The sequence below is a fragment of the Streptomyces sp. NPDC001889 genome (assembly GCF_053594535.1).
The window spans coordinates 51,088-70,301 of sequence record NZ_JBSFER010000029.1 but is presented as its reverse complement, the minus strand read 5'-3'; the positions used below and the strand labels follow the sequence as shown (position 1 = coordinate 70,301).

Sequence of the window (19,214 nt, the reverse complement as noted above, 5' to 3'; positions counted from 1 at the left end):
GGGCGGCCCCGTCCCCGGTGCCCCGCCGGTCCGGATGTCCCGGACCGGCGGGGCACCGGCGTCTCACCTCACGCGCCCTCGTCGTTCTTGTCCTTGTCCTTGTCCTTGCCGTCGTTCCTCTGGTCGTCCTCCGGGGATTTCTCGTCCCGCAGCGACTTGAGGAACTCCGGATTGTCGTCGGGCGCCACCCAGCCGCCGCCCCGCGCCCCGCCGTGTCCCAGGGCCCTGCGCGGGCGCCCCGCGATGAACCAGGCGACCGGGCCCAGCAGGACCTGCCCGAAGAGCAGCACGATAATGACCCACGCCACCTTCGGCAGATTCCTGACCTCCTTCTCGGGAGTGTTCAGGCAGTCGATGAAGGCGTAGATCCACAGCGCCAGGACCAGCAGAAAGGGCAGATACCTGAGCATGGTCTTACGGTCTCCCGGAATGAGGTGAGGGGGCTTGTGCGGGGCCCCGGTGACGCGGCCAGGGTAACCGGTACCCGATACTGGAGCGCATGGCTTACGACGATCTTCGTACCCTGCTCAGGGCCCTGGAACGCGAGGGCGACCTCAAGCGCATCAAGGCCGAGGTGGACCCCCATCTGGAAGTCGGGGAGATCGTCGACCGGGTGAACAAGGCGGGCGGCCCGGCCCTTCTCTTCGAGAATGTGCGCGGCTCCGCGATGCCGCTCGCGATGAATGTCTTCGGTACCGACCGCCGGCTGCTCAAGGCGCTCGGCCTCACCTCGTACAGCGACATCAGCGACAAGATCGGCGGGCTGCTCAAGCCCGAGCTGCCGCACGGCTTCGTCGGGGTGCGCGAGGCGTTCGGCAAGCTCGGCTCGATGGTGCACGTGCCGCCGAAGAAGGTGAAGGACGCCCCCGTGCAGGAGGTGGTCCTGCGCGGCGACGACGTCGACCTCGACCGGCTGCCCGCGCTCTTCACCTGGCCGAAGGACGGCGGCTCCTTCTTCAATCTCGGGCTGACGCACACCAAGGACCCGGAGTCCGGCGTACGGAATCTGGGGCTCTACCGGCTCCAGCGGCACGACCGGCGCACCATCGGGATGCACTGGCAGATCCACAAGGACAGCCGCAACCACTACCAGGTCGCCGCCCGCCGGGGCGAGCGGCTGCCGGTCGCCATCGCCTTCGGCTGTCCGCCGGCCGTCACCTACGCCTCCACCGCGCCGCTCCCCGGCGACATCGACGAGTACCTCTTCGCCGGTTTCATCCAGGGCAAGCGGATCGAGATGGTCGACTGCAAGACCGTCCCGCTCCAGGTCCCCGCGCAGGCGGAGGTGGTGCTGGAGGGGTGGCTGGAGCCCGGGCAGATGCTCCCCGAGGGCCCGTACGGCGACCACACCGGCTTCTACACCCCGCAGGAGCCGTTCCCGGCGCTGACCATCGACTGCGTCACGATGCGCAGGCGCCCGCTGCTCCAGTCGATCGTGGTGGGCCGCCCGCCGACCGAGGACGGGCCGCTGGGGCGCGCGACGGAGCGTTTCTTCCTGCCGCTGCTGAAGATCATCGTGCCGGACATCGTCGACTACCACCTGCCCGAGTCGGGCGGCTTCCACAACTGCGCGATCGTCTCGATCGACAAGAAGTACCCCAAGCACGCGCAGAAGGTGATGTCCGCGATCTGGGGCGCGCACATGATGTCGCTCACCAAGCTGATCGTGGTCGTCGACGCCGACTGCGATGTCCACGATCTCCACGAGGTCTCCTGGCGGGCCCTGGGCAACACCGACTACGCCCGCGACCTCACCGTGGCCGAGGGCCCAGTCGACCATCTCGACCACGCCTCCTACCAGCAGTTCTGGGGCGGCAAGGCGGGCATCGACGCGACGAGGAAGTGGCCCGAGGAGGGGTACGTCCGCGACGGCGGCTGGCCCGACATGGTGGAGTCCGACCCGGACACGGCGGCGCTGGTGGACCGCCGCTGGAAGGAGTACGGCCTGTGAGCGCGTCCGCCGACGCGCTCCCGGACAGCCCGCTCCCGGACAGCCCCGGCCGCACCAGGAGCTTTCTGCGGCTGGTGATGATCGAGCACTCGGTCTTCGCGCTGCCCTTCGCCTATATCGCCGCCCTCACCGCGATGTTCCTGGACGGCGGGTCCATCCAGTGGGGGACGCTGCTGCTGGTCACCTTCGCGATGGTCGGGCTGCGGACCTTCGCGATGGCCTGCAACCGGATCATCGACCGCGAGATCGACGCCCGGAACCCGCGCACCGCCGGCCGGGAGCTGGTCACGGGCGCGGTGAGCGTGCGGTCCGCGTGGACCGGGGCCCTGATCGCGCTGGTGGTCTTCCTGGGGGCCGCCGCGCTGCTCAACCCGCTCTGTCTGATGCTGGCGCCCGTCGCGGTGGTCCCGATGGTGGTCTATCCGTACGGGAAGAGGTTCACCGACTACCCGCACGCCATCCTGGGCCTGGCGCAGGCCATGGGTCCGATCGGCGCCTGGCTCGCGGTCACCGGGGAGTGGTCGTGGGACGCGGTGATCCTCGGGCTCGCGGTCGGTGTCTGGATCGGCGGCTTCGATCTGATCTTCGCCACCCAGGACGTCTCGGCGGACCGCGCCGAGGGCGTGCGCTCGGTGCCGGCCCGCTTCGGTGTCCCGGCCGCGCTGCACGGGGCCCGGGCGGCGCACGCCGTGACGGCCGCGCTGCTGGTCTGGTACGCGCTGGCGACGGACGCCGGGGTGTTCCTCTGGGCGGGGCTCCTGATCGTGGCGGTGGCGTTCTGCTACGAGCACACGGTGGTGAAGCCGCACGATCTGTCCCGGCTGAACCGGGCGTTCTTCACCGTCAACGGCTTCATCGGGATCAGCCTGTTCGGGTTCGCCCTGCTGGATCTGCTGGTGCGCGGGCTCACCCTCTAGCCCGCCGCCCGCTCGGACGCTCCCGCCGCCCGCCGCCCGCTCCGGCCCGCTCCCGGTCCCGCTGCCCGCCGCCCGCTCCCGGTCCCGCTCCGGCCGCTGCTCCGGCCCGCTCCCGGTCGCGGGCCCCGGCGCCTGGCACACGGGTCCTCGGGCCCGCCGGATAGGCTCCCTGTGTGGAGCCAGCACAGAACAACCCCCGTCGCCCGTGGATCGTCGGCGTCTCCGGCGCCTCCGGGACACCGTATGCCGCCGCCGTGCTGCGCGGGCTGATCGACGCAGGCGAGAGCGTCGATCTGGTGGTCTCGCGGGCCTCCCGGCTGACGCTGCTCGACGAGACCGGGATCTCCTTCCGGGACGCCCACTGGCGCGACGATCTGCGGGAGTGGCTCGCCCGGGGCGCGGACGGCAAGCCGGACACCTTCCGGGTGGAGCTGGACGGGGTGCGCCACTGGTCGGCCGGGGATCTCGCGGCCGGTCCTTCCTCGGGCTCGTACCCCGCGAAGGGGATGCTGATCGTGCCGGCCTCGACGGCCGCCGTCGCCGGGGTCGCCCTCGGGCTCTCCAAGGATCTCCTCCAGCGCACCGCCAGCGTCACGCTCAAGGAGCGGCGCCCGCTGCTGGTCGCCGTGCGGGAGACCCCGCTGAACGGGCAGACCCTGCGGCATCTCGTCACGCTCGACGAGGCCGGGGCCGTGGTGCTGCCCGCCTCACCGGCCTTCTACGCGGGCGCGACGCACATCCAGGACCTGGTGGACTTCGTCGCCGGGCGGGCGCTGGACGCGGTGGGCGTACCGCACCGGCTGTACCGGCGCTGGGAAGGGGAGCTGGGGGGCTCCCGGGGAGCCGGTCCGGCCTCCTGACGGCCCTTTTCGGACATCCGTCGCCGTGGGCTCCCGCTGCCCGGGGATTCCGGACACCCTGAAGATCATCGCTGGTTCGTCATCAGATTCGCCATCAGAATCGCAGGGCTCGCGCCCTGCACGCCTCAGGTTCAGCAACTATGGAAGGCTCCAGGCACATGGACGCGGTGGACAGACAGCTCATCCAGGCCCTCCGGGAGAACGGCAGGGCCTCGTACGCCGAGCTGGGACGGCTCGTGGGTCTCTCCGGGCCCAGTGTCACGGACCGGATCAACCGCCTGGAGGCGGCCGGTGTCATCACCGGCTACCGCGCCACCGTCGACGCGGCGTCCCTCGGCCTCGGGGTCACCGCCCTCATCGGCATCTCCCTCTCCGACGCGGCCGACCACGAGGACGTGGCGCGCCGGCTGCGGGATCTCGCGGAGATCGAGGACTGCTGGTTCATCGCGGGTGACGACTCCTACATGCTGAAGGTGCGCGTCGGCGATGTCGACGGCCTGGAGAAGACGATCCGCCGGCTCAGCGGGACCCGGGGTGTCTCCCGCACCCGCACCACGATCGTGCTCTCCACCAAGTGGGAGAACCGGGTCGGGGACCTTCCGGAGCAGAGCTGATCCGGGGGCCGTGGGGGCGCCCCCGTCCGTCGGGGACGGGGGAGTAACGTTGTCGGAGCCCGATTGACGTCAGACATGGGAGGCGGGCGCATGGACGCTGGGCTCAAGCGCGAGCTGGAGGCGAAGGTCACGGCCGGGGAGCGGCTGACCCGCGAGGACGGGATCGCTCTGTACGCCTCGGACGACCTGGCCTGGCTCGGTGGTCTCGCCCACGAGGTGCGCACCCGCAAGAACGGCGATGTCGTCCACTTCAACGTCAACCGCCACCTCAACATGACCAATGTGTGCACCGCGTCGTGCGCGTACTGCTCGTTCCAGCGCAAGCCGGGCGAGAAGGACGCGTACACGATGCGCATCGAGGAGGCCGTCCGCCTCGCCAAGGCGATGGAGAACGAGAACCTCACCGAGCTGCACATCGTCAACGGGCTCCACCCCAACCTTCCGTGGCGGTACTACCCGCGCTCCCTGAGCGCGCTGAAGGAAGCCCTCCCGCACGTCTCCCTGAAGGCCTTCACCGCCACCGAGATCCACCACTTCGAGACCATCTCCGGCATGTCGGCCTCCGACATCCTGGACGAGCTGATCGAGGCGGGCCTCGAATCGCTCACCGGTGGCGGCGCGGAGATCTTCGACTGGGAGGTGCGCCAGCACATCGTCGACCACAGGACCCACTGGGAGGACTGGTCGCGCATCCACCGGCTGGCGCACGGCAAGGGCCTCAAGACCCCCTCGACCATGCTGTACGGGCACATCGAGGAGCCCCGCCACCGCGTCGACCATGTGCTGCGGCTGCGGGAGCTCCAGGACGAGACCGGCGGTTTCCAGGTCTTCATCCCGCTGCGCTACCAGCACGACTTCGTGGACATGCAGGACGGCAAGATCCGCAACCGCCTCCAGGCGCGGACGACGATGGCGACCGGTGCCGAGGCGCTGAAGACCTTCGCGGTCTCCCGGCTGCTCTTCGACAACGTGCCGCACGTCAAGGTCTTCTGGGTGATGCACGGCGTGCAGACCGCCCAGCTCGCGCTCCAGCACGGGGCGGACGACATGGACGGCTCGGTCGTCGAGTACAAGATCACGCATGACGCGGACAACTACGGCACGCCGAACAAGCTGACCCGCGACAATCTGCTGGACCTGATCCGTGACGCCGGGTTCCGCCCGGTCGAGCGGAACACCCGCTACGAGATCATCCGCGAGTACCCGGGTCCGGACGCCGACCGCCGTGAGTCGCCCCAGCCCATGCGCGTCTGAGATCCGCCGGCGGTCCCGGGGCGGTGGGTGCCGAACCGGGTGTCCCGCGCCCGGCCCCGAGCCACTGTGCCGCCCTCCGGAGGGGCGTGCTTCACTGGTTCGGCACGTTCTGCCACCCGTACGAAGAGAGAGAGTAGGCCCCGCAGTGTCAGCCAAGTCGAGTGCCGCGATCAAGTACACGGCCCTGCGCCTGGCCGTCTTCGCCGGCTGCTTCGTGGTGGTGGCCGGTCTGGTCCACTTCGGTCTGCTGCCCAAGGGCGTGGCCGATGCCAACTTCGCCTGGGTGGTGCTGCTGGCGCTGGTGCTCTCCGCGCCGCTCAGCTTCGTCCTGCTGCGCCGGCAGCGGGACGCGATGTCCGAGCAGATCGTGGGCAAGGTCGACCGGACCAAGGCCCGTCTCCAGGCGAACCGCACCCAGGAGGACTGACCCTCCTCCCTCTCCGCGTCCCCGAGAAGCCGGAGCCTCCCGAACAACAGCGGGCGGGCTCCGGCTTCCGGCGTACCCGGGGCTTCCGGCACACCCGGGGCCTCCAGGCACCCCTGGAGCCGCCGGCGCGCCCGGGTGCGGGGCCGGTGCGCGCGGAGGGGGCGGTTCCGGTCCGGGCTGTTTCCTTCCCGTCATGCCGCCATGGGGTAACGATCACATGTGCGGGACACAGTGTTCGGCATGCCCACCCTGTGGAACAGCCCCACGGCCCCCGGCGCACCGACGCGGAGGCAGCCGTGACGCGGAAGCACCGGAGACCGGACGGGCCGTCCCGGCGGGGTGTGTTCCTGCTGGGGGGAGGGCTGCTTCTCGCCCCGGTGTCGGCGGCGGCCCTCCTCTGGGAGGGACGGCCCGGGCGGACCCCCGCCGCCCCGGAGCCGCGCACCACCCGGCAGCCCCGCGCCGTCTCGGCCTCCACCGCCTCCGCCGCACCGCCTCCGGGCTGGATGCCCGGCGCCGCCCGCAGGCCGATCGGCGAGAACTTCAGCGAGGGCGGACGGGAGGGGCAGCGCGGGCTGATACTCCACGTCCAGCAGGGGGAGGGGTCGCTGTTCGAGCGGTTCTCGAACCCGGCCACCCGCAGCTCCTCCCACTTCTGGGTCTCGCGGGCGGGCGAGATCGAGCAGTACGTCTCGGTGCACGACCGCGCCTGGACCCAGCGCGCGGGAAATGCCGCCTGGGTGTCGGTGGAGACCTCGGGGTTCGCGGACCGGCCGCTCACCGGCGCGCAGGTCGCATCCGTCGCGCGCGTCTACGCCTGGGGCGCCCGGGAGCACGGCTGGCCGCTGGAGGTGGCGGACTCCCCGGAGGGGCGGGGGCTGGGCACCCATGAGATGGGCGGGGCCGCGTGGGGCGCGCACGCCTGCCCCGGGCCGGTGCGGGCGGCCCAGCGGCAAGCGGTACTGCGCCGGGTGCGGCGGTCCCGCCGGGGCTGAGCGGCGGGGGGCGGGGGAGGCCGGTCCCGGCGGGCCGCACGGGTGCGGCGCGGTCTTGCCGGGGGCTGACCTGGGCGGGGCCGGGTGTCCGGCAGCCCGGGGAGTGGCGAAGATCCCAAAGCGGAGCTTTGAGGTTCTCAAAGTTCAAGTGTTAACGTATCGGACATGACGTCAGCAGAGCGCCTTCACCATGCCGCGAGCCCCCCGCTCGTGGCGCGCCTGCATGTCGATCTCTGCCGCTGTATGTCCGCGGTCTGTCGCCGCTCGGCCTGACCCCCGCCGCAGCGGAACAGTCCCCTCGCGCACGGGCGCCGCCCCTCCCCGCTCTTCTCCCCTTTTACGCCGCTACTGGAGTGTGTCCGTGTCCGCGAACACCGCGTCCACCACGACCGGAAAGCCCTCGGGCTCCGGCTTCCGCATATCCAAGATCCCCTTCTGGGTCCAGATCGTCGCCGGTCTGGTGCTCGGCGTCCTGCTCGGCTGGCTCGCCCGCGAGCAGGACATCGGCTGGCTCAAGGAGACCCTGGGCCACATCGGCGACATCTTCATCCGGCTGCTGAAGCTCGCCGTGGCCCCGCTGGTCTTCTTCGCGATCATGGTGTCGATCACCAACCTGCGGAAGGTGAACAACGCCGCCAGGCTGGCCGGGCAGACCCTGCTCTGGTTCATGATCACCTCGCTGATCGCGGTCGCCATCGGCATCGGCATCGGCCTGCTGACCAACCCGGGCGAGGGCACCGGCCTCACCCCGAAGGACGGCGCCCTGCCCAAGCGCGAGGGCAGCTGGATCGACTTCCTGACCGGGATCGTCCCGACCGATGTCATCACCCCCTTCACCGAGCTGAACGTCCTCCAGATCGTCTTCATGGCCGCCGTCGCCGGGATCGCCGCCCTCGCGCTGGGCGAGAAGGCCAAGCCGATCCTCGGGCTCGGCGAGGCCGTGCTCGAACTGCTCCAGAAGGCCCTGTGGTGGGTGATCCGCCTCGCGCCGCTGGGCACGGTCGGTCTGATCGGCTTCGCCATCGCCGACTACGGCTGGGACCTCATCAGCAAGTACGCCACCTTCACCGCCGATGTCTACATCGGCTGCGCCCTGGTGCTCTTCGGTGTCTACCCGCTGCTGCTGGCGACCGTCGCCAAGGTCAACCCGCTGCACTTCTTCCGGGGCGCCTGGCCCGCGATCCAGCTGGCCTTCGTCTCCCGCTCCTCCGTCGGCACCATGCCGGTCACCCAGAAGGTCACCGAGCGGCTCGGTGTGCCGAAGGAGTACACCTCCTTCGCGGTTCCGTTCGGCGCCACGACCAAGATGGACGGCTGCGCCGCGATCTACCCCGCGCTGGCGGCGATCTTCATCGCGGAGATCTTCGATGTGCAGCTCGGCATCCAGGACTACCTGCTGATCGCGTTCGTCTCGGTGGTCGGCTCGGCCGCCACCGCCGGTCTGACCGGTGCCACGGTCATGCTGACCCTGACCCTCTCCACCCTGGGGCTGCCCCTGGAGGGTGTGGGTCTGCTGATGGCGATCGACCCGATCCTGGACATGATCCGCACGGCCACGAACGTCGCGGGCCAGGCGCTGGTCCCGGTGATCGTCGCCGCGCGGGAGAAGATCCTGGACCACGACGCGTACACCTCCGCCAAGTCCTCGCCGATCGACGACGTCCCCGGGACGTCCCAGGACACCCGGCCGGTCTCCGTCACGGCCTGACCCCGGCGGCTTCCGAGGCCCCCGTTCCCCGCCGCGCGCCCGCGCGGCGGGGAACGGGGGCCTTCCGGTGCGCGGACGCCCCGGCCCCGGACCCGGGACCCAGAACAGGCGAGCCGGGGCAACGCTGGATAAACTTCTCGTTTGCCGTGTGCGGGGCAGCAGTCGCAGCGCACTCCACAGGGCCTACGGAGAGTGAGACGCGGATGAACCGGGTTCTGCCCATCCAGCGGGGACACGGGGGCCTCGGCGCCCCGAGCGGACCGACGGGCGGCGACGGGTGCGCCGGATGACCGTCGCCCCGGACACCCCGGCGCTGCTGGACCCGGACATCGGCCCCGAGGCCCCGGCCGTGTTCCGCGCGGGCCGCGCGGCCCCGGAGCGCACCCTCCTCGACATCCTCGGCGAGACCACCCGCCGCCATCCGACGGCCCACGCCGTGGACGACGGCACGTCCCCGCTGACCTACCGCGCCCTCGCGGACCGGGTGGAGTCGCTGCGCCGGCGGCTGACCGGGGCGGGGATCGGGCCCGGCGACCGCGTCGGGGTGCGGGTGCCGTCCGGGACCGCCGATCTGTACGTGGCCGTCCTCGGCGTCCTCGCCGCCGGCGCGGCGTACGTCCCGGTGGACGCGGAGGACCCCGACGAGCGGGCCGCCCTGGTCTTCACCGAGGCACGCGTCCGCGCGACCCTGACGGAAGCCCTGACCCTGACCCTGACCCTGCCCCCGGAGGCCCCACCCGCTGCCACCGGGCCCCCCGGCGGGTGTGTGCCGGGTCCCGTTGCCGGAGGGCCGGTCTCGCGCGGGGCCGGGTCCGGGGGCCCCGGCGTTTCCTCCCGTACCCGACCGGAGGTCACCCCCGGGGACGACGCGTGGGTGATCTTCACCTCGGGGTCCACCGGGCGGCCCAAGGGGGTCGCCGTCACGCACCGGAGCGCGGCGGCGTTCGTCGACGCCGAGGCGGAGCTGTTTCTCGCGCGGGAGCCGCTGGGGCCCGGGGACCGGGTGCTCGCCGGGCTCTCGGTCGCCTTCGACGCGTCCTGCGAGGAGATGTGGCTCGCCTGGCGGCACGGCGCCTGTCTGGTGCCCGCGCCCCGCTCCCTCGTACGGACCGGGGCCGACCTGGGCCCCTGGCTCGTCGAGCAGCGCATCACCGCCGTCTCCACCGTCCCCACGCTCGCGGCCCTGTGGCCCGCCGAATCACTGGCCGCCGTCCGGCTGCTGATCTTCGGTGGCGAGGCCTGCCCGCCCGAGCTGGCGGCCCGGATGGCCGTCCCCGGCCGGGAGGTCTGGAACACCTACGGCCCCACCGAGGCCACCGTCGTCGCCTGCGCCGCCCTGCTCACCGGGGAGGGCCCGGTCCGCATCGGGCTGCCGCTCGACGGCTGGGAGCTGGCCGTCGTCGACCCCCGGGGCGAGCCGGTGCCGCTCGGCGGCAGCGGCGAGCTGGTCATCGGGGGAGTGGGCCTGGCCCGCTATCTCGACCCGGCCAAGGACGCCGAGAAATACGCCCCCCTCCCGTCGCTGGGCTGGCCACGCGCCTACCGCAGCGGCGACCTCGTCCGGGCCGAGCGCGAGGGCCTGCTCTTCCTGGGCCGCGCCGACGAACAGATCAAGCTCGGCGGCCGGCGCATCGAACTCGGTGAGATCGACGCCGCCCTCCAGTCGCTGCCGGGCGTCGCCTCCGCCGCCTCCGCCGTCCGCACCACCCCGGCGGGCCACCAGGTCCTGGTGGGCTATCTGGTCCCGGAGGCCCCGGCCCCCGGCACCCCGGCCCCCGGCACCCCCGCCCCCTTCGACCGCGCCGGCGCCCTCGCCCGGCTGCGCCGGGAGCTGCCCGCCGCGCTGGTCCCGGTGCTCGCGCCGGTCGCGGAGCTGCCCACCCGCACCTCGGGGAAGGTCGACCGCGACGCCCTCCCCTGGCCCCTGCCGGACAGCGCCGGCGCCGTCGGCGGCGGGGAGCGCACAGAGCTGACCGGGGCCGAGGCCTGGCTCGCCGGCGAGTGGACCGAGCTGCTGGGCGTCCCGGTCGACGGCCCCGGCGCCGACTTCTTCGCCTCCGGCGGCGGCAGCCTCGCGGCGGCGCAACTGGTCTCCCGGATCAGGGTGCGGTACGGCACCGGCTCCGTCGGCGACATCTACCAGCACCCCACCCTCCGCGCCCTCGCCCGCACCCTGGAGGCCACCTCCGGCGAGCGGGACGACGAGCGCGCCGTACGGCCCGTGCCCCGAGGGGCCCAGCTGATCCAGTGCCTGCTGACACTCCCGCTGCTCACCGTCGCCGGGCTGCGCTGGGCCGTGGTCGCCGCCGCCGTCAACAACGTCCTCCACCTCGCCGGGCCCACCGTCTCCTGGTGGTGGGTCGCGCTGGGGTGGCTGCTCGTCATCAGCCCGCCGGGGAAGATCCTCATCGCCGCCGGCGGCGCGCGGCTGCTGCTGCGCGGGGTCCGTCCGGGCACCCACCCCCGGGGCGGCGGCGTCCATCTGCGGCTCTGGACCGCCGAGCGGCTCGCCGAGCTGACCGGCGCGACCGGTCTGGCCGGCTCCTGGCTGACGTACTACGCGCGGGCGCTGGGCGTCCGGATCGGCGACGACGCCGATCTGCACTCGCTGCCGCCCGTCACCGGTCTGCTCCGGCTCGGCCGGGGCGCGGCCGTCGAACCCGAGGTGGATCTCTCCGGGCACTGGCTGGACGGCGACCGGCTGCACATCGGCCGGCTCCGGATCGGCGCCGAGGCCACCGTCGGCGCCCGCAGCACCCTCTTCCCCGGCGCCCGGATCGGGAAGCGGTCCGAGATCGCCCCCGGCTCCGGTGTCACCGGGACCGTCCCGGCCGGTGAGCGCTGGTCGGGCGTCCCGGCCACCCGCGACGGCCGGGCCCGTCCGCACCCCGGCACCCGGCCGCCGCGCCGGGCCCGCTGGACGGCGCTCTACTCGCTGACCTCGCTCCTCCTCGGCCTGCTCCCGGCGCTCGCCGCCCTCCCCGCCCTGCTGATCATGGACCGGTCCGCCTCCCCGCTCGCGGCCGTCCCGCTCGCGACGGCCGCCGCCCTGGTGGCGTACGCCCTGCTGATCCTGGCCGGGGTGCGCGCGCTGAGCGCCGGGCTGCGCGAGGGCAGCCACCCCGTCCACAGCCGGATCGCCTGGCAGGCCTGGGCGACCGAGCGGCTGATGGACATGGCGCGGGTGCATCTCTTCCCGCTGTACGCGTCTCTCGCGACGCCCGTGTGGCTGCGGGCGCTCGGGATGCGGGTGGGCCGCGGTGTCGAGGCGTCGACCGTGCTCGCGGTCCCCGCGATGACCACCGTCGGCGATGGCGCGTTCCTCGCCGACGACACGATGGTGGCCTCCTACGAGCTGGGCGGGGGACGGCTGCGCATTGCCGAGGCCCGGATCGGCAAGCGGGCCTTCCTCGGCAACTCGGGGATGACGGCGGCCGGCCGGCGGGTGCCCAAGCGGGGTCTGGTCGGGGTGCTCTCCGCGACCCCGAAGCGGGCCAAGGCGGGCAGTTCCTGGCTCGGCATGCCGCCGATGCGGCTCCCCCGGGCCGCCGAGGGCGGCGACCGGAGCCGCACCTTCGCCCCGCCGGCCCGCCTCCGCTGGGCCAGGGCCGCCGTCGAGCTGTGCAGAATCGTTCCGGTGATGTGTTCCGTCACCCTCGCGGTCCTGGGGATCATGGCCTTCGGCGCGCTGGCCGGCCGCTTCGGCCACCCGGTCGCGATCCTGCTCGGCGGGGTGCTGCTGCTCGCGGGGGGCGTGGTCGCGTGTCTGGTCGCGCTCGCCGCGAAGTGGCTGCTGGTGGGCCGCTTCCGGGCGGTCGAGCACCCGCTGTGGTCGGCGTTCGTCTGGCGCAACGAGCTGGCCGACACCTTTGTCGAGGTGCTGGCGGTGCCCTGGCTGGTCGGCGGGGCGGGCGGCAGCCCGCTGATGAGTCTGTGGCTGCGCGGGCTCGGTGCCCGCGTCGGCTCCGGTGTCTGGTGCGAGACGTACTGGCTGCCGGAGGCCGATCTCGTCTCGGTGGGGTCCGGCGCCAGCGTCGGACGCGGCTGTGTGGTGCAGACCCACCTCTTCCACGACCGGATCATGCGCATGGACAATGTGGTCCTCGGGGCGGGCGCCACGCTCGGCCCGCACGGCATCGCGCTGCCCGGCGCGGTGATCGGCGACCGGGCGACGGTCGGGCCCGCGTCGCTGGTGATGCGCGGGGAGCGGGTGCCGGACGGCACCCGCTGGCTCGGCAACCCGATCGCCGCGTGGCGGCCGGGGCGGGCCCGCGCCCGCAAGCGCCGGTCGGCGCGCGGCTGACCCCGGCGGCCCCCGGGCGGGGCCGTGCCTCCGGGGCCCGTACCCACCGTCCGCCCGGCGCGGCCCGCCCGCCCCGGAGAGCCCGCCGGGATCGACCGATTGGACGACCGGCCGACCCGCCCCGACCGACCGGCCGACCGGCCCGCCCCGAAGAACCCGCCCCGACCCGACAGGTGACCGAAGGACGCAGGGTGAGCGACTCCTACCTCCCGCAGCACGGCGACGACCGCTACCGCACCACCGGATACGACCTGGAGCTGGAGTACATCCCGCACACCGGCCGGCTCACCGGCCGCGCCAGGATCGGCGCGGTGGTCGCCCCCGCCGCCGGGCCGCTCGCCGAGGTCGTCCTCGACCTCGGCCGGTTCCGGCTGACCAAGGTCCTCATCGACGGCCGCAGGCCCGCCCGTTACACCCACCGCGCGGAGAAGCTCCGCATCCGCCCCGACCGCCCGCTGCCCCCCGGCACCCCCTTCACCGTCGAGGTCCGCTACGCGGGCGTCCCCCAGCCGGTCCGCACCCGCGACTGGGGCGAGCTGGGCTGGGAGCAGTTGGAGGAGGGCGCGCTCGTGGCCTCCCAGCCGCACGGCTCGCGCTCCTGGTTCCCCTGCAACGACCTGCCGGGGGACAAGGCTCCGTACCGGATCACGGTCACCGCCCCGACCCCGTACCCCGCCGTCGCCAACGGCACCCTGATCTCCCGGACGATCAGCGCCTCCACGACGACCTGGGTGTACGAGCAGCCCGCGCCGATGGCCCCCTATCTGGCGACCGTGCAGATCGGACCGTACGAGCTGGTGGAGGTCCCCGGGTCCCCGGCCGTTGCCGGAGTCCCGGACGCGGACGGGGCGGCCGGTGTTCCCCAGCCCGCCGCCGTGCCGCGCTCGCTCGCCGGCCCCGGCGGCCGGTTCGCGCACGACTTCGCGCGCCAGCCGAGGATGATGACCGCCTTCCAGGAACTCTTCGGCCCCTACCCCTTCGAGGAGTACGGCGTCGTGGTCGTCGACGAGGACCTGGATGTGCCGGTGGAGGCCCAGGGGCTCTCGGTCTTCGGCCGCAACCATGTGGACGGGCGGCGCGGCAGCGAGCGGCTGATCGCCCATGAGCTGGCCCACCAGTGGTTCGGCAACAGCCTCACCGTCGCCGACTGGCGCCATATCTGGCTCAACGAGGGGTTCGCGAAGTACGCGGAGTGGCTCTGGTCCGAGCTGTCCGGCGGCCCCTCGGCGGCGGCGCTCGCGGCCCGTTCCCACGCCCGGCTCGCGCTGCTGCCGCAGGACATCAGGATCGCGGACCCGGGGCTGCGCCGGCTCTTCGACGACCGGGTCTACGAGCGGGGCGCGCTCACCCTGCACGCGCTGCGCGCGGAGATCGGCCACGGGGCCTTCGTACCGCTGCTGCGGGAGTGGACCGGTGTCCACCGGCACGCCGTGGTGACCACGGAGGACTTCCGGCTGCTCGCGGCCCGTCACGCCCCGCGCCCGGTGGACGGGCTGCTGAGCGCCTGGCTGTACGGGACGGAACTGCCGCCCCTGCCCTCGGACGGGTGACCCGAGGGGAATTGCCGGGGAAAGGCAGGAGCCCCGGTCCTGGAAATGGCCGGGGCTCCTTGGGTACTGCTAGTCGTGCGCGATCGCCGACCCTGGCTGACTAGGCCGGGGTGACGTTCTCCGCCTGCGGGCCCTTCGGACCCTGGGTGACGTCGAAGTTCACGACCTGGTTCTCCTCAAGAGAGCGGAAACCAGACGCGTTGATCGCGGAGTAGTGGACGAAGACATCCGGGCCGCCGCCGTCCTGGGCGATGAAGCCGAAGCCCTTTTCAGCGTTGAACCACTTGACGGTTCCGGTAGCCATAAGCCCTCCTTGGGCCAAAGGGTTGCCCTGCTCCAGAACCTGCAAACAAGTCTGAAAACTACAAAAGCCTGCGGGTCACATGCTCCGCAGGCTCTGTACTGCAAGGGAAACCAAACTGCAACTTGCGTCGAGCCTAGCACGCACTGTGTTCGCAGCGGTAGAGGCAAAGATCACTTCACCCGGACGCTTGAAACGCCCGTCCCCGCGCTGACGTGCCCCCCGGCCGCCGAGCACCCCGCCGGGCCCGGCTCCGGACGAACCCCAGCTCGCGAGGGGTGCGCCGGTCACCCGCCCGGACGGGCGGCCCCCGGTCCGGCCCGCCGCCGGGCCGGAGCCCTCCCGGGCCACCGCGCCCCCCGCGCGGCGGTGCGACCCGCCTGCGCCCCCTCCGTGTCCGGGGCGGCCCGGGGGTACTAGCCTCGCGTTGTGGACAGTCGTGGAGAAAGCGCAGCAGCCGGGCACCGCCGCAGCAGGCCCCGCGTCGGGCATATTCAGTTCCTCAACTGTCTCCCCTTCTACTGGGGGCTCGCCCGCACCGGAACCCTGCTGCATCTGGAGCTGTCCAAGGACACCCCGGAGAAGCTGAGCGAGCAGCTCGTCCGCGGCGACCTCGATATCGGCCCGATCACCCTGGTCGAATTCCTCCGCAATGCCGACCAACTGGTCGCCTTTCCCGATCTCGCGGTCGGCTGCGACGGCCCGGTGATGTCCTGTGTGATCGTGTCGCAGGTGCCCCTGGAGAAACTCGGCGGCGCCCGGGTGGCCCTGGGATCGACTTCGCGTACTTCGGTACGTCTTGCGCAGTTGCTGCTCGCCGAGCGGTACGGCGTCCGGCCCGATTACTACAGCTGTCCGCCCGATCTCGGCGTGATGATGCAGGAGGCGGAAGCCGCCGTCCTGATCGGCGACGCCGCCCTGCGCGCCTCGCTCCACGACGCCCCCCGCCTCGGCCTTCAGGTCCACGATCTGGGGCGGATGTGGAAGGAGTGGACCGGGCTCCCCTTCGTCTTCGCGGTCTGGGCCGCCCGCCGGGAGTATCTGGAGCGCGAGGAGGGGCTCGTCCGGGAGGTGCACGAGGCGTTCCTCGCCTCCATGGCCCTCTCGCTGGAGGAGGTCGGCCAGGTCGCCGCGCAGGCCGCGCGCTGGGAGAGCTTCGACGCGGAGCTGCTGGAGCGGTACTTCCGGACGCTGGACTTCCGGTTCGGCCCCGAGCAGATCGCGGGCGTACGGGAGTTCGCCCGCCGCACCGGGCCGACGACCGGGTTCGCGGCCGATGTCACCGTCGAACTGCTGGGGGACGGCCGGGGGCCGCACACGCGCCACCGGCTCGCGGCACCCTGAGCCCTCTGGCGTACGCTGGACCGGCCCGCAGACAAGTCCGGTGAAAGGTGACACCCGGTGACCGAGAAGGCCGACCTTCAGTCCGTGCTGGACCGCGCCGCCGAGGGAGGCCGGATCACCGCGGAGGAGGCGCTCGACCTCTACCGCTCGGCCCCGCTCCACGCGCTGGGCCGCGCCGCCGACGCCGCGCGCCGCCGGCGGTACGCGGGCACCGAGCACATCGCGACGTACATCATCGAGCGCAACATCAACTACACCAATGTGTGCGTCACGGCCTGCAAGTTCTGCGCCTTCTACGCCCCTCCCAAGGACACGGCCAAGGGCTGGACCCGCGATCTCGACGACATCCTGCGCCGCTGCGCGGAGACCGTCGAGCTGGGCGGCACCCAGATCATGTTCCAGGGCGGTCACCACCCCGACTTCGGCGTCGAGTACTACGAGCACCACTTCTCCGCCATCAAGTCCGCCTTCCCCCAGCTGGTGATCCACTCCCTCGGCGCCTCCGAGATCGAGCACATGGCCCGGATCTCCGGGGTCGGCGCCAAGGAGGCCATCCAGCGGATTCACGCGGCCGGTCTGGACTCCTTCGCGGGCGCCGGCGCCGAGCTGCTGCCCGCACGGCCCCGTACCGCCATCGCCCCGCTCAAGGAGTCCGGCGAGCGCTGGCTGGAGATCATGGAGATCGCCCACGGCCTGGGCGTGGAGTCCACCTCCACCATGCTGATGGGCACCGGCGAGACCAACGCCGAGCGGATCGAGCATCTGCGGATGATCCGTGACGTGCAGGACCGGACCGGCGGCTTCCGGGCCTTCATCCCGTACACGTACCAGCCGGAGAACAACAAGCTCAAGGGGCAGACGCAGGCGACGCTCTTCGAGTACCTCCGGATGATCGCCGTCGCCCGGCTCTTCTTCGACAACGTCGCCCATATCCAGGGCTCCTGGCTGACCACCGGCAAGGAGGTCGGCCAGCTCTCGCTGCACTACGGCGCGGACGACCTCGGCTCGATCATGCTGGAGGAGAACGTCGTCTCCTCGGCGGGGGCGAAGCACCGCTCCAACCGGCAGGAGATCATCGATCTGATCCGCGCCTCGGGCCGGGTCCCGGCGCAGCGGGCCACGACCTATGAGCACCTCGCCGTCCACACCGACCCGGCCGACGACCCGGTCGACGAGCGGGTCGTCTCGCACATCTCCTCCACCGCGATCGAGGGCGGCACGGCCCACCCGGAGCTGAAGCTCCTCAGCGCCAACTGAGCCCCGTGCTCACGATCCACACCGCGGCAGCCGTCCGCACCGCCGCCACCGACCCGGGGACCGGCGCGGACGCGGTCACCGTCGACGGCGGGCTGATCGTCGCCATCGGGCCGTACGCGGAGCTGACCGCCGCCCACCCGGCGGCCCGGGTCCGCCGCTGGCCGGGGCTGCTGCTCCCCGGGCTGCTCCAGCCGCGCGCTGTGGAGCTGCTGGAGGCCGCCTACCACCCCGACCCCCGCGAGGCCGGCGCGCTCGGCACCGAGCCGCTCACCGGCGCGGCGCTCGCCGCCCTCGCTCCCGACGAGGTCCGCTGGGGCGGCAGCGCCCGGCGCGGCCTCCAGCGGATGCTGGCCCATGGCACCACCGCCGTCACCGGCCCCTTCACCCGCCCGTCCGTGCGGACCGCGGTCTCCCGCTCGGGTCTGCGGGTACGCGGCCCGGTGCCGGGGCACTCGCACCCCGGCTCCGGTCCGGGCCCGGGTCCAGGCCCCGGCTCCGGTCCAGGTCCCTCTTCCGGTCCAGGTCCCTCTTCCGGTCCAGGTCCCTCTTCCGGTCCGGGCCCGGGCCCGGCGGGGGCGCCCTCGCTCGATCCGGCGGCCGGACAGCCGCCGGGCGGCGCCCTCCTGGACGGGGAGCTGCACCCCGGCGGCCCCGCCGACTTCGCCGTCCTCGACCTCCCCGCCGCCCTCCTCGACGCCCTTCTCGCCGGCGAGGAGCCCGAGCGGGCGCTGCGCCGGGCGGGCGCGGCCGTCTGCGCCGCCACCGTCCTCGGCGGGCGGCTGGTGCACCGCCGCTCGTAGCCGGTCCGGGCCGCCCTGCTTGAATGGGCGGTGTGATCCGAGCATCCCTGGACAAGCAGCCGCACGAAGTCGCCTCGATGTTCGACGATGTGGCGGCGAACTACGACCTCACCAACGATGTGCTCTCGCTCGGCCAGGACCGCCGGTGGCGCAGGCAGGTCACCGCGGCCGTGGACGCCCGGCCCGGCGAGAAGGTGCTCGACCTGGCGGCCGGTACCGGCACCTCGTCGCTGCCCTTCACCGAGGCCGGCGCGTATGTCGTGCCCTGCGACTTCTCGCTCGGCATGCTCCGCGAGGGCAAGCGGCGCGAGCCCTGGCTGCCGCTGACGGCGGGCGACGCCACCCGGCTGCCGTTCCGGGACGGTGTCTTCGACGCGGTCACCATCTCCTTCGGGCTGCGCAATGTGCAGCGGACCGAGCAGGCGCTGCGCGAGATGCTCCGGGTGACCAGGCCCGGCGGGCGGATCGTGGTCTGCGAGTTCTCCCACCCGACCTGGACGCCGTTCCGGACGGTGTACGAGGAGTATCTGATGCGGGCGCTGCCGCCGGTGGCGCGCGCCGTCTCCTCCAACCCGGACGCCTATGTGTATCTCGCCGAGTCCATCCAGTCCTGGCCCGACCAGCCCGCGCTGGCGGCGGTGCTCCAGCGGGCTGGCTGGTCGAAGGTGGCCTGGCGGAATCTGACCGGTGGGGTGGTGGCCCTGCACCGGGGCACCAAGCCGGCGGAGGACTGACGGCGAGGACTGACGGCGAGGACTGACGGCGGTACCGGCGGCGGCCGGAGCGGCTCCCCGGCCGGATCTGCTTCCGCGCCGGCGCGCCGGGGCTTCAGGACCCCGGGGCCCCGAGGCGCCGGGGCTTCAGGGCTCCAGGGGCTTCACGGCACTCGGGCTCTGAGAGCCCGGGCGCGCCCGGGCGCGTCAGTGCGGCGGT

At 72.8% G+C, this 19,214-nt stretch carries 16 protein-coding genes; 14 read left to right on the top strand and 2 right to left on the bottom strand.

Translation table 11 applies throughout. The features are described 5' to 3' along the window. Positions 1 to 68: 68 nt before the first annotated feature. Positions 69 to 410, bottom strand: a complete 342-nt coding sequence (locus ACWCRA_RS29880) for a PLD nuclease N-terminal domain-containing protein (RefSeq protein WP_351547269.1) — start codon at positions 408 to 410, stop codon at positions 69 to 71. 89 nt (positions 411 to 499) lie between these two features. Between ACWCRA_RS29880 and ACWCRA_RS29875 the strand changes: the two genes are divergently transcribed. The 10 genes from ACWCRA_RS29875 (at position 500) to ACWCRA_RS29830 (ending at position 14,579) form a co-directional block, all read left to right on the top strand. Continuing rightward, positions 500 to 1,951 carry a menaquinone biosynthesis decarboxylase gene (locus ACWCRA_RS29875; RefSeq protein WP_351547272.1) on the top strand — a complete coding sequence of 484 codons (1,452 nt, stop codon included), beginning with the start codon at positions 500 to 502 and terminating at the stop codon, positions 1,949 to 1,951. Next, the gene (gene mqnP, locus ACWCRA_RS29870; RefSeq protein WP_451069075.1) at positions 1,948 to 2,868 is read left to right on the top strand and encodes a menaquinone biosynthesis prenyltransferase MqnP; all 921 of its coding nucleotides are present in this window, start codon (positions 1,948 to 1,950) and stop codon (positions 2,866 to 2,868) included. The genes ACWCRA_RS29875 and mqnP overlap by 4 nt, the downstream gene beginning before the upstream one ends. Positions 2,869 to 3,041: 173 nt before the next feature. After that, positions 3,042 to 3,728, top strand: a complete 687-nt coding sequence (locus ACWCRA_RS29865; RefSeq protein ID WP_351547278.1) for a UbiX family flavin prenyltransferase — start codon at positions 3,042 to 3,044, stop codon at positions 3,726 to 3,728. A gap of 158 nt (positions 3,729 to 3,886) precedes the next feature. Then, the gene (locus tag ACWCRA_RS29860; RefSeq protein ID WP_351547410.1) at positions 3,887 to 4,342 is read left to right on the top strand and encodes an Lrp/AsnC family transcriptional regulator; all 456 of its coding nucleotides are present in this window, start codon (positions 3,887 to 3,889) and stop codon (positions 4,340 to 4,342) included. A 90-nt stretch (positions 4,343 to 4,432) separates the two neighbouring features. Then, on the top strand, positions 4,433 to 5,596 hold the full coding sequence (gene mqnE, locus ACWCRA_RS29855) for an aminofutalosine synthase MqnE (protein WP_451069074.1): 1,164 nt from the start codon (positions 4,433 to 4,435) through the stop codon (positions 5,594 to 5,596). Between the two features lie 145 nt (positions 5,597 to 5,741). Then, positions 5,742 to 6,023 carry a DUF4229 domain-containing protein gene (locus ACWCRA_RS29850; RefSeq protein ID WP_351547284.1) on the top strand — a complete coding sequence of 94 codons (282 nt, stop codon included), beginning with the start codon at positions 5,742 to 5,744 and terminating at the stop codon, positions 6,021 to 6,023. 251 nt (positions 6,024 to 6,274) lie between these two features. Further along, positions 6,275 to 7,018 carry a peptidoglycan recognition protein family protein gene (locus ACWCRA_RS29845; RefSeq protein ID WP_351547287.1) on the top strand — a complete coding sequence of 248 codons (744 nt, stop codon included), beginning with the start codon at positions 6,275 to 6,277 and terminating at the stop codon, positions 7,016 to 7,018. Positions 7,019 to 7,379: 361 nt separating this feature from the next. Next, positions 7,380 to 8,726, top strand: a complete 1,347-nt coding sequence (locus ACWCRA_RS29840; RefSeq protein ID WP_351547290.1) for a dicarboxylate/amino acid:cation symporter — start codon at positions 7,380 to 7,382, stop codon at positions 8,724 to 8,726. 286 nt (positions 8,727 to 9,012) lie between these two features. Then, on the top strand, positions 9,013 to 13,029 hold the full coding sequence (locus ACWCRA_RS29835) for a Pls/PosA family non-ribosomal peptide synthetase (protein ID WP_451069073.1): 4,017 nt from the start codon (positions 9,013 to 9,015) through the stop codon (positions 13,027 to 13,029). A gap of 191 nt (positions 13,030 to 13,220) precedes the next feature. Then, positions 13,221 to 14,579 carry a M1 family metallopeptidase gene (locus ACWCRA_RS29830; protein ID WP_351547296.1) on the top strand — a complete coding sequence of 453 codons (1,359 nt, stop codon included), beginning with the start codon at positions 13,221 to 13,223 and terminating at the stop codon, positions 14,577 to 14,579. Positions 14,580 to 14,679: 100 nt separating this feature from the next. Here ACWCRA_RS29830 and ACWCRA_RS29825 read toward each other — a convergent pair whose 3' ends face one another. Continuing rightward, positions 14,680 to 14,883 carry a cold-shock protein gene (locus tag ACWCRA_RS29825; protein WP_003967102.1) on the bottom strand — a complete coding sequence of 68 codons (204 nt, stop codon included), beginning with the start codon at positions 14,881 to 14,883 and terminating at the stop codon, positions 14,680 to 14,682. 426 nt (positions 14,884 to 15,309) lie between these two features. Between ACWCRA_RS29825 and ACWCRA_RS29820 the strand changes: the two genes are divergently transcribed. From ACWCRA_RS29820 to ACWCRA_RS29805, 4 genes are read left to right on the top strand one after another with little or no spacing between them, the layout of a single operon-like run. After that, positions 15,310 to 16,224, top strand: coding sequence for a menaquinone biosynthetic enzyme MqnA/MqnD family protein (locus ACWCRA_RS29820; protein WP_351547299.1), 915 nt, complete (start codon positions 15,310 to 15,312; stop codon positions 16,222 to 16,224). Between the two features lie 57 nt (positions 16,225 to 16,281). Then, positions 16,282 to 17,481 (top strand): cyclic dehypoxanthinyl futalosine synthase, encoded by a 1,200-nt coding sequence (gene mqnC / locus ACWCRA_RS29815; protein WP_351547302.1) that lies wholly within the window; start codon positions 16,282 to 16,284, stop codon positions 17,479 to 17,481. A gap of 5 nt (positions 17,482 to 17,486) precedes the next feature. Next, positions 17,487 to 18,281 (top strand): imidazolonepropionase-like domain-containing protein, encoded by a 795-nt coding sequence (locus tag ACWCRA_RS29810; RefSeq protein ID WP_451069072.1) that lies wholly within the window; start codon positions 17,487 to 17,489, stop codon positions 18,279 to 18,281. A gap of 32 nt (positions 18,282 to 18,313) precedes the next feature. Continuing rightward, complete coding sequence (locus ACWCRA_RS29805; protein WP_351547305.1) at positions 18,314 to 19,015, top strand: demethylmenaquinone methyltransferase; 702 nt, start codon at positions 18,314 to 18,316, stop codon at positions 19,013 to 19,015. Positions 19,016 to 19,214 lie beyond the last annotated feature (199 nt).

Coding starts and splice junctions, on each gene's coding strand:
- ACWCRA_RS29880 (WP_351547269.1), bottom strand. CDS start 410: ATGCTCAGGTATCTGCCCTTTCTGCTGGTCCTGGCGCTGTGGATCTAC.
- ACWCRA_RS29875 (WP_351547272.1), top strand. CDS start 500: ATGGCTTACGACGATCTTCGTACCCTGCTCAGGGCCCTGGAACGCGAG.
- ACWCRA_RS29860 (WP_351547410.1), top strand. CDS start 3,887: ATGGACGCGGTGGACAGACAGCTCATCCAGGCCCTCCGGGAGAACGGC.
- mqnE (WP_451069074.1), top strand. CDS start 4,433: ATGGACGCTGGGCTCAAGCGCGAGCTGGAGGCGAAGGTCACGGCCGGG.
- ACWCRA_RS29835 (WP_451069073.1), top strand. CDS start 9,013: ATGACCGTCGCCCCGGACACCCCGGCGCTGCTGGACCCGGACATCGGC.
- ACWCRA_RS29825 (WP_003967102.1), bottom strand. CDS start 14,883: ATGGCTACCGGAACCGTCAAGTGGTTCAACGCTGAAAAGGGCTTCGGC.